Annotated in this window: 13 protein-coding genes; 11 read left to right on the top strand and 2 right to left on the bottom strand. The window is 69.2% G+C overall.

The window, feature by feature from the left end; genetic code table 11:
• The first annotated feature begins 21 nt into the window (after positions 1-21).
• Positions 22-888 carry a 16S rRNA (adenine(1518)-N(6)/adenine(1519)-N(6))-dimethyltransferase RsmA gene (rsmA, locus tag AC4FS2_RS09080; protein ID WP_491151948.1) on the top strand — a complete coding sequence of 289 codons (867 nt, stop codon included), beginning with the start codon at positions 22-24 and terminating at the stop codon, positions 886-888.
• Between the two features lie 98 nt (positions 889-986).
• Positions 987-1,928, top strand: coding sequence for a phosphodiesterase (locus AC4FS2_RS09075; RefSeq protein WP_491151950.1), 942 nt, complete (start codon positions 987-989; stop codon positions 1,926-1,928).
• On the opposite strand, the gene AC4FS2_RS09070 is transcribed toward AC4FS2_RS09075, so the two are convergent.
• Positions 1,879-3,462 carry a stealth conserved region 3 domain-containing protein gene (locus AC4FS2_RS09070; RefSeq protein ID WP_491151952.1) on the bottom strand — a complete coding sequence of 528 codons (1,584 nt, stop codon included), beginning with the start codon at positions 3,460-3,462 and terminating at the stop codon, positions 1,879-1,881. The genes AC4FS2_RS09075 and AC4FS2_RS09070 overlap by 50 nt on opposite strands.
• A 129-nt stretch (positions 3,463-3,591) precedes the next feature.
• Between AC4FS2_RS09070 and AC4FS2_RS09065 the strand changes: the two genes are divergently transcribed.
• From AC4FS2_RS09065 to AC4FS2_RS09035, 7 genes are all read left to right on the top strand, one after another.
• Entirely contained in the window at positions 3,592-4,656 is a 1,065-nt protein-coding gene (locus AC4FS2_RS09065) for an aldo/keto reductase (protein ID WP_491151953.1), read from the top strand.
• Positions 4,653-5,582: a 4-(cytidine 5'-diphospho)-2-C-methyl-D-erythritol kinase gene (locus AC4FS2_RS09060; RefSeq protein ID WP_491151954.1), complete on the top strand. Its 930-nt coding sequence runs from the start codon at positions 4,653-4,655 to the stop codon at positions 5,580-5,582. The genes AC4FS2_RS09065 and AC4FS2_RS09060 overlap by 4 nt, the downstream gene beginning before the upstream one ends.
• 137 nt (positions 5,583-5,719) lie before the next feature.
• Entirely contained in the window at positions 5,720-6,022 is a 303-nt protein-coding gene (locus AC4FS2_RS09055; RefSeq protein ID WP_491151956.1) for a DUF427 domain-containing protein, read from the top strand.
• An 18-nt stretch (positions 6,023-6,040) separates the two neighbouring features.
• Entirely contained in the window at positions 6,041-6,865 is an 825-nt protein-coding gene (locus AC4FS2_RS09050) for an ABC transporter ATP-binding protein (protein ID WP_491151958.1), read from the top strand.
• Entirely contained in the window at positions 6,862-7,551 is a 690-nt protein-coding gene (locus AC4FS2_RS09045; RefSeq protein ID WP_491151960.1) for an ABC transporter permease, read from the top strand. The genes AC4FS2_RS09050 and AC4FS2_RS09045 overlap by 4 nt, the downstream gene beginning before the upstream one ends.
• A complete protein-coding gene (locus tag AC4FS2_RS09040; protein WP_491151962.1) occupies positions 7,548-8,306 on the top strand; it encodes an ABC transporter permease in 759 nt (252 codons plus the stop codon). Before AC4FS2_RS09045 ends, AC4FS2_RS09040 begins: the two co-directional genes overlap by 4 nt.
• Positions 8,307-8,339: 33 nt before the next feature.
• Positions 8,340-9,260 carry an ABC transporter substrate-binding protein gene (locus AC4FS2_RS09035; RefSeq protein WP_491151964.1) on the top strand — a complete coding sequence of 307 codons (921 nt, stop codon included), beginning with the start codon at positions 8,340-8,342 and terminating at the stop codon, positions 9,258-9,260.
• Between the two features lie 75 nt (positions 9,261-9,335).
• Here AC4FS2_RS09035 and AC4FS2_RS09030 read toward each other — a convergent pair whose 3' ends face one another.
• Positions 9,336-9,548: a KTSC domain-containing protein gene (locus AC4FS2_RS09030; protein ID WP_491151966.1), complete on the bottom strand. Its 213-nt coding sequence runs from the start codon at positions 9,546-9,548 to the stop codon at positions 9,336-9,338.
• 187 nt (positions 9,549-9,735) lie between these two features.
• Here AC4FS2_RS09030 and AC4FS2_RS09025 point away from each other — a divergent pair, with 187 nt between their 5' ends.
• Both AC4FS2_RS09025 and AC4FS2_RS09020 read left to right on the top strand, forming a co-directional pair.
• The gene (locus tag AC4FS2_RS09025) at positions 9,736-11,064 is read left to right on the top strand and encodes an NtaA/DmoA family FMN-dependent monooxygenase (RefSeq protein ID WP_491151968.1); all 1,329 of its coding nucleotides are present in this window, start codon (positions 9,736-9,738) and stop codon (positions 11,062-11,064) included.
• Between the two features lie 47 nt (positions 11,065-11,111).
• Complete coding sequence (locus AC4FS2_RS09020; protein ID WP_491151970.1) at positions 11,112-12,920, top strand: ABC-F family ATP-binding cassette domain-containing protein; 1,809 nt, start codon at positions 11,112-11,114, stop codon at positions 12,918-12,920.
• Positions 12,921-13,024: the final 104 nt, after the last annotated feature.

Here is a 13,024-nt window from a genome sequence, read left to right as displayed (position 1 = left end):
GGGCACGGCTACAGTGAATCGATGCCTGTTTCCCTCCTCGGTGCGACCGAGATCCGCCGCCTGGCCGCGGAGCTGGATGTCGTACCCACCAAGAAGCTGGGGCAGAACTTCGTGGTGGACGCCAACACCGTGCGCAAGATCGTGCAGGTCGCCGGCGTCACGGCCGATGACCGTGTGGTGGAGATCGGTCCCGGGCTCGGGTCGCTCACCCTCGCGGTGCTGGAGACCGGCGCGAGCGTCGTGGCCGTCGAGATCGACCATCGCCTCGCCGAGCGGCTTCCCGCCACGGCGCGGGAGCGCGGCGTCCCCGAGGGGGCGCTCACCGTCCTCGACGCCGACGCGCTGCGGGTCACCGCGCTGCCGGGAGATCCCGGGGTCCTCGTGGCGAACCTGCCGTACAACGTCTCGGTGCCGGTGCTGCTGCACTTCCTCGAGACATTCCCGGCTCTGAAGCGCGGCGTCGTGATGGTGCAGGCCGAGGTGGGGGAGCGTCTGGCCGCCCCGCCCGGGTCCAAGGTGTACGGCGCTCCGAGTGCGAAAGCCGCGTGGTACGGGCGGTGGCGTCTGGCCGGAACGGTCTCCCGCCAGGTGTTCTGGCCCGTTCCCAACGTCGACTCGGTGCTGGTCGCCTTCGCTCGCTACGCCACGCCTCGCGGCAGCGAAACGGAGCGCCGACGCACCTTCGCGGTCGTGGATGCGGCGTTCCAGCAGCGTCGCAAAATGCTGCGGCAGGCCCTGGCCGGGGTCCTCGGCGGAACATCCGCTGCGGCATCCGCGGTTCTGGAGAGCGCGGGGGTCGCGCCCACCGCCCGCGGGGAGGAGCTCGGCATCGACGATTTCCTCCGCATCGCGCGCGCTCTGCCGACGCCCGATTCCGGCGTTTCATAACCCGGACACGCCCCGTTCACGAAACATGCCGGTAACATTTCTATGCGAAGGGCACACTGGAAGCCAGATCGCCGGACCCGACGGCGCGAAGGGGAGTCATGCGGTACGCCGAGTACCCGAAAGCCGAACGCATTCTGCTCCACCTCAGTGACACGCACCTCCGCGCCTTCGGGTCGCCGCACCTGTACGGCTCGGTCGATGCCGAGGCGAATCTCGCCCGCGCGCTCGACGCGATCGAAGCCTCCGGTGTCCGGCCCGATGCGTTGATCTTCACCGGCGACGTCGCGGACCACGGCGAGCCGGGGGCCTACGCGCGTGCGCGCGCCCTCGTCGAGCCCCTCGCCGAACGGCTGGATGCGAAGGCCATCTGGGTCATGGGAAACCACGACGACCGGACCGCCTTCCGCGCGCATCTCCTTCCCGCCGAGCCCGGCGCCGCAGCATCCGCGCCCGTCGACCGGATGGACGAGCTCGACGGCCTCCGCATCATCACGCTCGACACGAGCGTCCCCGGCTTCCATCACGGGGAGCTCACCGACGCGCAGCTGCGGTGGCTCGCGAATGTCCTGGCCACTCCCGCACCGCTCGGGACGATCCTCGCGCTGCATCACCCGCCCGTGCCGAGCGTGCTCGACCTTGCCGCCTCCGTCGAGCTCCGCGATCAGCCGCGGCTGGCGCAGGTCCTACGCGGCACGGATGTGCGGGCCATCATCGGCGGGCACCTGCACTACTCGACGTTCGCCACCTTCGCGGGCATCCCCGTCTCGGTCGCCTCCGCCACCTGCTACACGCAGGATCTCACCGTCCCCGTCGGGGGAACCCGTCCACGTGACGGCGCACAGGGGTTCAACCTCATCCACGTCTACGACGAGACCATCGTGCATTCGGTGGTGCCCCTGGATGCGGCGGTACCACTGCAGTACGTCGACGCCGAGATGTCGGCGGTGCGACTGCGGGAAGCCGGCGTGGAGGTGCCGGCCGCCCGGGAGGTCACCGACCGGACCGCGCCGCCGACCGCCCCGTTGCCGATCCTGCGCTGACGTCCGCGCGCTCCCAGGGAGCACGCACCGGGAAGGCGCGCTCGAGGCAGGAGCGCAGCGCTCGGATGCGCATCTCCTCGGGGATCTCCGGCACGCTGCCATCGTTGAGGCAGAACATATCGGTGTCGCGGCGGGTGACGAGGCGCTCCATGATGCGGAGGGAATCCAGCTGCGTGGTCTGCACGTACTGCACGCGCGGCTCACGGGTGACCACCGCGCGGCCGGTGAGCAGCGCGTAGTAGTGGTAAAGGCTGTTGGTCACCGAGATGTCGGTGGCGGCACGGAACCGGTTGGCGGCCGTACGCGCATAGTCATCGGCGAACTCCCGCTCCAGTTCGGCCGCGACCGAGCGCCGCATGGGCACCGCGCAGTGCTCCAGGTCGTGGGTGATCACGCGGCCGAAGCGCTCCTGCAGGAGCGCTCGGTTGGTGCGGAGGCCATTGTCGTGACCCGAGCGTCCCGCGTGCGGCACCCCGGTTCCGATCCGCACGCCGCTCTCGACGAAACGGCTCACCCCGCCGCCGCTGAAGAACAGCTCGGGCGCGACCGGCCGGCCGAAGAACATGTCGTCGTTGCTGTAGAGGAAGTGCTCGGCGAGCCCGTCGATCCGGTGCAGCTGCGCCTCGACGGCGTGCGAATTGTGGGTCGGGAGCACCGCCGGGTCGGCGAAGAACTCCTCGCTGCGTACGAGGGTCACGCTCGGGTGCTCGTTCAGCCACGCCGGTCGCGGCGAGTCGGTGGCGATGAAGATACGGCGCACCCACGGCGCGTACATGTGCACGCTGCGCAGGGCATAGCGCAGCTCATCGATCTGGCGGAATCGGGCGGGGGAGTCATCTCCGTCTCCCACGACATAGCCGTCCATCTGCGCCGCGCGCTGGCGCTGGAACTCGGTGGAGGAACCGTCCACCCAGGAGAAGACCATGTCGACGTCGGCCAGCACCTCGTCGGGCTGCGGATCGAACATGCCCGCCACCGTCCGCCACGAGCGCCCGTAACGCTCGGTCTGAACGACCGAGAAGTCTTCGCGCGGCGTGACACGGCGCGTCAGCAAGGTGGGTCGGGGCGCTTCCACGAGCGTCTCCCCGAATCGCCAGAATTCCAGGTGCGGAGCGAGCGAGGAGCCGTAGCGGTAGGCGCCGTTCGAACTCGTGCGGGGACGATAAACCGCGTACGAGGCCACGATTCCCGCCTCCACCACCGCGCCGTGCATCGGGACCGGGCCGTCTCCGCGCGCCTTGAGGTAGAACGGTTCGCCCGCGCGCGCCGACTGCAGCGCCTGCAGGGCCGTCTCGGCCGCTTCCGCGTCGGCGACGAGCTTCGGCCGGCGGTTACTGTCGCGCACGAGCAGCACATCGATCCCCGCGGCCTCGAGGGCCTCGGCGACGTCCCGCAGGTCGTCGGCCAGGGCCTCCGCGGGTGAGACGTCATCGGTCACGAGGTGAAGAACGCCATCCACGAGTCGGATGTCCTCGCGCGCCAGCAGGGCACGCCACGGATCGATCTCGGTGGGGAGGGGAACGAAACGACGCACTGCGCTCTCCTTCCATACATTGCCGGGGGACCTCGCTCGGGAGAGCGCCCACGGTAGAACAGTCCCGTTACGGCGGGATTTCGCTCCGGGGTCGTTCGCAGCCGGGCGTGTCCGCGCTAGGGTCGGAGAGTGACCGACCGACCGCGTTTCCGCCCGGACGTCTCCGACATCCATCGCCCGTACTCCGCTGCCGAAGATCGCTACTCGGCGATGGGCTACCGGCAGGTGGGTACTAGCGGATTGTATCTCCCCCCGGTGTCTCTCGGGCTCTGGTGGAACTTCGGAGACAACATCCCGTTCGACCGGCAGCGGGAGCTCCTTCGCCACGCATTCGACCGGGGCGTCACGCACTTCGACCTGGCGAACAACTACGGCCCGCCGTACGGTTCGGCCGAGACGAACTTCGGGCGGATGATGCGGGAGGACTTCGCGCCCTACCGCGACGAACTGATCGTCTCGTCCAAGGCGGGGTGGGACATGTGGCCGGGTCCCTACGGCGACCTCGGGTCGCGCAAATACATCCTCGCCAGCGCTGAGCAGTCTCTGCGGCGCATGAGCATCGACTACGTCGACATCTTCTACTCCCACCGGCCCGACCCGGTCACCCCGATCGAGGAGACGATCGGGGCACTGGACACCCTGGTGCGCGAGGGCAAGACCCGCTACGTGGGCATTTCGCAGTACGACGAGAAGCAGACCGCCGCCGCGGTGGCCGTCGCCCGGTCGCTGGGAACGCCCCTGGTCATCCATCAGCCGTCGTACTCGATGGTGAATCGCTGGGTGGAGGACGGCCTCACCGGTGTGCTGGCTCAGGAGGGCCTCGGCGCGATCGCTTTCACACCCCTCGCCCAGGGCGTGCTGACGGACAAGTACCTGGGGGATGGACGCGCCCAGCGTGCGCAGCGACGCTCCTCTTTGCCCGAGAACCCGCTCCCGCACGCCGCCATCACCGGCCTTCGCGGGTTGAATCTCATCGCGAAGGAACGCGGGCAGACCCTCGCCCAGATGGCGATCCAGTGGGTGCTGCGCGAGCCGACGGTCACCTCGGCGCTGATCGGGGCGTCGCGCATCGATCAACTGGACGACAACCTCGCCGCAGCGGGCGGACCGGCCTTCGACACGGAGGAGCTGGAGCGCATCGACGCCCTCGTCGAGACGATCGACCTCGATCGCTGGGCGGATTCGGCCCGGTGAGTTTGGCGGCGTCGACCGGCGGCGTGCACGTGCGCGCGCCCGGGAAGATCAACGTCTTCCTCGAGGTGGGCGACGTCCAGGACGACGGATACCACGACGTCGCGACGGCCTACCAGGCCGTGTCGATCTTCGAGGACGTGTGGGCGAGCCCTTCCGACGAGATCACCGTGGAGGTGAGCGGGGACACCGACCTCGACGACGTGCCGACCGACGATCGGAATCTCGCCGTCCGAGCCGCCCGGCTGCTCGCCCGCGCGACCGGCACCGAGGCCGGCGTTCATCTGGAGATCCACAAGTCGGTGCCGGTGGCGGGAGGAATGGGCGGCGGATCGGCGGATGCGGCGGCAGCCCTCGTCGCGTGCGACGCGCTGTGGGGGACCGGGTTGTCCACCGCCGAACTGTTGCGCCTGGCGGCTCGTCTGGGCGCCGACGTGCCGTTCGCGTTGCTGGGCGGCACCGCCGTCGGCACCGGGCGCGGCGACGAGGTCAGCTCGGCGCTGGCCCGAGGACGGTTCGACTGGGTTCTCGTCCCGAGCGCCGAGGGCATGTCCACCCCGGTGGTCTATCGCGAACTGGACGAGCACCGCACCCGCCATCTCGTCGACATCGGTCCCGTCCGGCGGCGCCCGGCCGTGGATCCTGCCGTCCTGCATGCCCTGCGGCAGGGGGACGCGGGGATGCTGGCCGCCACGCTCCGCAACGATCTTCAGGCCCCTGCCCTGCACCTCCGCCCCGATCTCGCCAGCGTGCTGGAGGCAGGAGAACGATCCGGCGCGCTCGCCGGCATCGTGTCGGGGTCGGGGCCGACACTCGCATTTCTCGCCCCGGACGAGGCGACCGCCATCGACCTGCGGATGAGTCTGAGCGCCGCGGGTCTGCGGGCGATGCACGTGCACGGGCCCGTCCCGGGGGCGCGGCTGATCTGAGTCGCGGGAATGAATCCGGTGCCGGATGCGATGACAACAAGGAGCACTCTCGCGCCCCATGTCCGAGGGCTCGGGTAGCGTGACACCCAGCGACGCCCTCGCCGTTCCGGCGAACCCATCCCATCGGGAGGAAGTCCATGAAAGCAGTACTCGACGGCACGGTTCTCGCCGAAGCCGACCGGCAGGATCTGATCTCGATCGAGGGGAACTGGTACTTCCCGCCGCAGAGCGTGCGGGAGGGTGTCCTCGTCGACAGCCCCACCCCTTACACGTGCCCCTGGAAGGGTGCGTGCCAGTACTACACGGTCTCCGTCGGAGACACGAGCCTTCCCGACCGGGCGTGGGCGTACCCGACGCCGAACCCGACCGCGATCGAGCGCGTCGGCAAGGACTTCTCCGGCTACGTCGCCTTCTGGAAGGAAGTCCAGGTCGTCGACTGACGGTCGTCACCCGGGTCCATGATCGAGTTCTCCTCCGTCTCGAAGGTCTTCCCCGATGGCACATGTGCCGTGGAGGACTTCAGTCTCGTGCTGCCCTCACGCCGGACCACCGTGCTCGTGGGGTCGTCCGGGTCGGGGAAGACGACGCTGCTGCGGATGATCAACCGCATGGTCGACCCGACCTCCGGCGTGGTGTCCATCGATGACGAGGACGTCACCGGGCGGCCGCCCGTGGAACTGCGACGCAGCATCGGCTACGTGATGCAGAACTCCGGGCTTCTCCCGCATTTCACCGTGGCGCAGAACATCGCCACGGTTCCGGTGCTGCAGGGGCAGAAGAGCAAAGCGGCCCGCGCCCGCGCGCTCGAGCTGATGGACACGGTGGGTCTTGACCGGGCGATGGCCGATCGATATCCCAGCCAGCTGTCCGGCGGTCAGCAGCAGCGGGTGGGCGTGGCACGAGGGCTGGCAGCCGAACCGAACATCCTGCTCATGGACGAGCCGTTCGGTGCGGTGGACCCCATCGTGCGCGCGGAACTTCAGCAAGAACTGCTGCGGCTGCAGCGCGAGATCGGCAAGACGATCGTGTTCGTCACGCACGATATCGACGAAGCGTTCCTTCTCGGCGACCAGGTGGTGATCCTGGAGGAACGTGCCCGCATCGCGCAGGTGGGAAGTCCCAGCGAAATCATGGAAGACCCCGCCGAGGGCTTCGTCTCGAGCTTCATCGGCGCGGAGACGGGTAAACGCGCCCTGCACCTCAAGCAGACGCCGCGCGGCACGGTCGTCGTGGATGCTGAGGGGCGCACGCAGGGGGCACTCCGGGAGGGCGCGGGCCCGTGATCTGGGTCGCCAACAACCTCGATCTGATCGGTGAGCTCGCGCTCGTCCATCTGCGGCAGAGCGTCCTCGCGATCCTTCTCGGCTTCGTACTGTCCGTGCCGCTCGGCTGGGTGGCGTGGCGTTATCGCCTGGTGCGCAGCGGCGTCATCACCACCACCGGGCTGCTGTACACCGTCCCGTCGATCGCGTTGCTGATCCTGCTGCCCAGCGCGACCGGCTGGTACAGCATCACCAGCGAGATGAATCTCATCGTGGCGCTGACCATCTACGCCGTGGCGATCATCGTCCGCTCCGTCGCCGACGGATTGGACTCCGTCGACCAGGGCGTGCGGCAGGCATCCACCGCGATCGGGTACGGGGCGTTCCGCCGCTTCTGGGCGGTGGACTTCCCCCTGGCGGGCCCCGTGATCCTCGCGGGGGTGCGCGTCTCCGCGGCCAGCACGATCTCCCTCGCGACCGTGGGGATCCTCGTCGGCATCACGAACCTCGGGTATCTCTTCACCAACGGCCTGCAGCGCCGCATCATCCCCGAAGTGCTCGCCGGGGTGGCGGCCGTCGTCGTGCTCGCGCTCGTGGTCGATCTGCTCCTCCTGGTGGCCGGGCGCCTCCTCATGCCGTGGACGCGTCCCCTGTCCACCCCGCGCGTGCGGCGTAGCTCGGCGATCGCGGTCGGGGCCGACGCATGAACCTCTTCCTCGAAGCGCTCGCCTGGCTCTTCTCCGGTGACACCGGGGCCATGGCCTCGATCCCCGTCGCCACCGGAGAACAGCTTGCCTACACGGCGATGTCCGTGCTGGTCGCCGCGGTGATCGCCGTTCCGATCGGCTGGTACATCGGGCACACCGGGCGAGGGCGCGAGGTCGCCGTCGCCGTCTCGGGGGCAGCGCGTGCGATTCCGTCGTTCGGACTGCTGATCCTCCTCACCCTGCTCCTCGGGGTTCTGCACAAGCCGGAGGCGGCGGTGATCACCTTCGTCGTCCTCGCGATCCCCTCTCTCCTGGCGGGTGCCTACACCGGCTTCGAGGCCATCGAGCCACGTGTCCTGGATGCCGGACGGTCGATGGGCATGACACCGTGGCAGATCCTGTGGAAGATCGAGGTGCCCCTCGGACTGCCGCTCCTCGTCGGTGGCCTGCGGGCGGCCACGCTTCAGGTGGTTGCGACCGTGACCATCGCCGCCTATATCGGCCTCGGCGGGCTGGGCGAGTACATTATTTCCGGGCTGCAGCTGCGGCGCCTCGAGGTGATCATCGGAGGCGCCCTCCTGGTTGCGGCACTCGCCCTGCTCCTGGATGCCCTGTTCGCCTGGTTGCAGAACGCCGTGGTGCCGCGCGGAGTCCGGGCGGCGGCATCCGTTTCCGGTGGCGCCACGAAGAAGCTCCGCGGGCGGATCGAACCCGCCGCCCTCGTCACCCGCAGCGGTCCGCATCTGCCCCCCTGACCCCATCGAACCCCATCAAGAAAGAGGAATCACATGTTCACAGGACGTACCCGCAGGGGCCTGGCCGGTGTCGCCGGTGTGGCGGCCGCAGCGCTCGCGCTGGCCGGCTGCGCCTCGAGCAACCCGCTGGAAGACGACAATTCCGCCGGTGGCGAGAACGCCGACGACACCACCATCGTGGTCGGCTCTGCGGCCTACTACTCGAACGAGATCATCGCCGAGATCTACGCGCAGGCGTTGGAGAACGCCGGTTTCGAGGTCGAGCGTCAGTTCCAGATCGGACAGCGCGACGCGTACATCCCCCTCCTCGAGGACGGTTCGGTCAACGTCTTCCCCGAGTACTCGGGGAACCTCCTGCAGTACTTCGACGCCGAGACCGAGGCGCGCACGCCCGACGAGGTCTACGCGGCGCTCCCCGACGCGCTGCCCGAGGGCCTCGAGGTGCTCGAGCAGTCCACCGCAAGTGATCAGGACTCGTACACCGTCACGGCGGACTTCGCCGAGCAGTACGACCTCTCCACGATCGCCGACCTGGCGAACGTCGACGTCCCGCTGACCCTCGGGGGTCCGGCCGAGCTCGCCGAGCGCCCGTACGGCCCGCAGGGGCTCCAATCGACCTACGACGTCGCCGTAGAGTTCTCGGCGACGGGAGACACCACGGTCGAAGATCTCGTGGCCGGCACGGTGAACGTGGCCAACGTGTTCACCGCCGACCCGCGCATCCAGACCGAAGACCTCGTCGTTCTGGATGACCCCGAGGGCCTCTTCCTCGCCTCCAACGTCGTCCCGGTCGTCGGCTCGGATGTCGCAGACGAGGTGGCGGACGTGCTCAACGCCGTCAGCGCCGCCCTGACCCCCGAGGGCCTTGTCGCGTTGAACGTTCAGTCCACCGAGGATGAGCTTTCGCCCGACGAGATCGCGTCGCAGTGGCTCGAGGAGAACGGACTCGTCTGACCGGCGAGATCGTGGAACCGGTGAGGGGATGCTCCGTCTGTCGGAGCATCCCCTCATCCGTGATCGTGGTGGCGTTCACCGCACCCGCTCGGCCGGGTAGACGTCACGGATGTGCTCGAGGAAATGACGACCGATGCTCTCGGCAGCGATGAGCTCCCGGTGCGCCGAGCGAGGCACCGCGAAGTACCGGTAGACATCGCCGCCGGTGAACTCGATCTCCAGGACGGCGAGGGCCGGGTCATATCCGATCGACTCGACCGCCGTGGAATCCACGCGAGCCCGCCTCATGGCCGACAGGCTACGCCCTGCCAGCGGGCCGGGCGTCCGCGGGGCGGGCGCGGCGGGCGGCGGGGCGGGGGTTATTACCTGATTGGCCCGGTGGGCGCGCCGCTGCACGCGACCGTGCTCCTACGGTGAGGCGAGCGTCCGCGCGGACCGGTTCCGCCGCCGCGACCGTACCGAGGAAGGGAACGCGATGCCGCCGCGCGCCGACGACGACCAGATGCACCTGTTCCTGTTCTTCAGCCCCGTCGGCCGGAACAGGTCGAGCTGGCGTCGCCCGGACAGCCAGGTGGAGCTGCTCTACGGTCTGGACGGCGCCAAGAACTCCGTGCAACGGGCAGAGGCGGCGAAGATGGACGCCGTCTTCTTCGCCGATGCGCTGTACTACGGCGACGCCGGCCTCAACCCCGAGATGGGCGGTTACGAGCCACTGACGACAATGGCCGCGCTCAGCGCAGTGACCGAGAACATCGGCCTTGTCGCCACCATTTCGACCACCTTCAGCGAACCGTACAACGTCGCCCGGATGCTGTCCCAGCTGGATCACCTCTCCCACGGCAGGGTGGGGTGGAACGTGGTGACGTCGTACGACGGCGCGCAGAACTTCACGGTTCCGCTGCCGGAGAAGCAGGAGCGGTACCGGCGCGCAGAGGATTACCTGCAGGCGTGCATCGCGGTCTGGGACGCCTGGGAGGACGACGCCGTCGTCATCGATCGGGAGAACGGCGTGTGGGCCGACCCCGCAAAGATCCACCAACCCCACTACCGAGGGCCTTACTACCAGATCCGCGATGCGCTGAGCGTGCCGCGCTCGCCGCAGGGGCGACCCGTGATCGCGCAGGCGGGGCAGTCCGAGGAGGGGATGCGGTTCGCGGCGCGCAATGCCGAGGTCGTGTTCACCGCGCAGGTGGAGAAGGCACCGGCGCAGCGGTCCCGGTCGAAGCTCGAGGAGTTCTCCACGGATGCGGGGCGTGAGCGCATCCCGATCCTCCCCGGTCTGATGCCGGTCATCGGCGATACCCAGGAGGACGCCGAACGGATCCTCGCCGAGCTCGGTGACCTCGTCCAGCCCGACATCGCCCTCGCCACTCTCAGCGGCCTGCTGCTCGGTGCGGAGCTTGCCGACCTCGACCTCGATCAGCCGGTTCCCCCCGATCGCCTCATCGACCCGTCGGTAGCCGCGACTCACCCCAGCCCACTCGCGAGCCGGTACGCCGGCCTGTACCGGATCGTCGTGAACGACAAGCCGACGCTGCGTGAGCTGCTGCGCACGCGAGCCACCTCTTCCGGGCACCAGGTCGTCGTCGGCACGGCGCAGACCGTCGCCGATCGGATGGAGGAGTGGTTCCGCAGCGGCGCGTGCGACGGGTTCACGCTCACCCCGTCATATCTGCCGGAAGGGCTGGACCGGATCTGCGACGACCTCATCCCGGAACTGCAGGCGCGGGGACTGTTCCGACGCGAGTACCCGGGCACGACGCTCCGGGACACGCTCGGGCTCACCCGGCCCGCCACCCCCTGAGCCCACGGCGAGAATTCGCCCCGAGGATTCGCCGTAGCCTGGGACGGATGGCACATCTCCTTGGGGCCGAGGCCCTGCACCTGGAATACCCGACAACCGTCGTCTTCGACTCGGTGTCTCTCGGCGTGAACGAGGGCGACCGCATCGGCATCGTTGGACGCAATGGCGACGGCAAGTCGAGCCTGCTCGCGATGCTCGCCGGGCGGATGGAACCCGACTCGGGCCGCGTGACCGTCCGCGGTGGTGTGCAGATCGGGGTCCTCGATCAGGGCGACACGCTGGCAGACGACGACACGATCGGCGCTGCGGTGGTCGGCGACCGTCCCGAGCACGAGTGGGCCGGTGATCCGCGCGTCCGCGACGTCATCGCAGGCCTCCTGGGCGACCTCGCGTGGGACGCCGTGCTCGGAACCCTGTCCGGCGGCCAGCGCCGTCGCGTCGCCCTCGCCCGCTTGCTCGTCGGTGACTGGGACGTGCTGTTCCTGGACGAGCCGACCAACCACCTCGACGTCGAGGGGATCACGTGGCTCGCCGAGCATCTGAAGCGCCGGTGGGCGCCGAACGCCGGCGGGCTGCTCGTCGTCACCCACGACCGGTGGTTCCTGGATGAGGTGTGCACGGTCACGTGGGAGGTCCACGACCGCATCGTCGAGCCGTTCGAAGGCGGATACGCCGCCTACATCCTCCAGCGCGTCGAACGCGACCGTCAGGCCGCCTCCATAGAAGCACGACGGCAGAACCTCGCCCGCAAGGAGCTCGCCTGGCTCCGCCGTGGAGCTCCTGCCCGGACCGCGAAGCCGAAGTTCCGCATCGACGCCGCCAACGCGCTCATCGCCGACGTTCCCGAGCTCCGCGATCCGGTCGCCCTGCAGTCCCTCGCCGTCTCCCGCCTGGGCAAGGATGTCGTCGACCTGCTGGATGTGTCGGTGGCCTACCCGTCGCCAGGCTCGGAGACCGGGACGCGGGAGGTGCTGCACGGTATCGAGTGGCGCATCGCGCCGGGGGAGCGCACCGGAATCCTCGGCGTGAACGGGGCGGGCAAGTCGACCCTGCTCGGACTCATCGACGGCTCGGTGACGCCGACGGCGGGCCGCGTCAAGCGCGGGAAGACCGTGCGCGTCGCCACCCTCACCCAGCGCCTCGACGAGCTCGTCGAGCACCTCGACGACCCCGTCCGGGTGGTGGTGGCCGAACTCCGCACGAGCTACACGTTCGGCGCCGGCTCCAAGGCGCAAGAACTCACGCCGGGGCAGCTGCTGGAGCGGCTCGGGTTCTCCAGTGCGCAGCTGTCCACCCCGGTCAAAGACCTCTCGGGCGGGCAGCGGCGGCGCCTCCAGTTGCTGCTGATCCTCCTCGACCAGCCGAACGTGCTCATCCTCGACGAGCCGACCAACGACCTCGACACCGACATGCTGGCGGCCATGGAAGACCTCCTCGACTCGTGGCCGGGCACCCTCCTCGTGGTCTCGCACGACCGGTACTTCCTCGAGCGCGTCACCGACCAGCAGTACGGCATCTTCGACGGGCGTCTCCGCCACCTTCCCGGCGGTGTCGACGAATACCTCCGACTGCGGCGGATGCAGCCGGAGACGGCCCGCGCGGGTGCGGGAAGCACCCCCGCTTCGGCAGGACTGTCGGGATCCGACCTGCGCGCCGCGCAGAAGGAGACCGCAGCCCTCGAGCGACGTATCTCGAAGCTCGAGAAGGAGATCGACACCGCCCGGGCCGCCCTCGTCGACCACGACCAGGCCGATTATGTGGGTCTCGGAGCGGAGATGCAGCGGATCAGCGCGCTCGAGGCCGAGCGCGACGACCTCGAGCTGCGGTGGTACGAACTCGGCGAGTCTCTCGGGTGACCGACAACCGCCGAAGCGAGGCGATCTGCCGAGCCGAGGGGGGAGAGGCCTGTTCTCGTCCTCGGTCGGGCAGATCTCCTCGCCTCGGGCGCCGGATGCTCGCC

This window comes from Microbacterium sp. Z10_103 (genome assembly GCF_058310455.1).
This window is presented reverse-complemented; position numbering and strand designations above follow the sequence as displayed.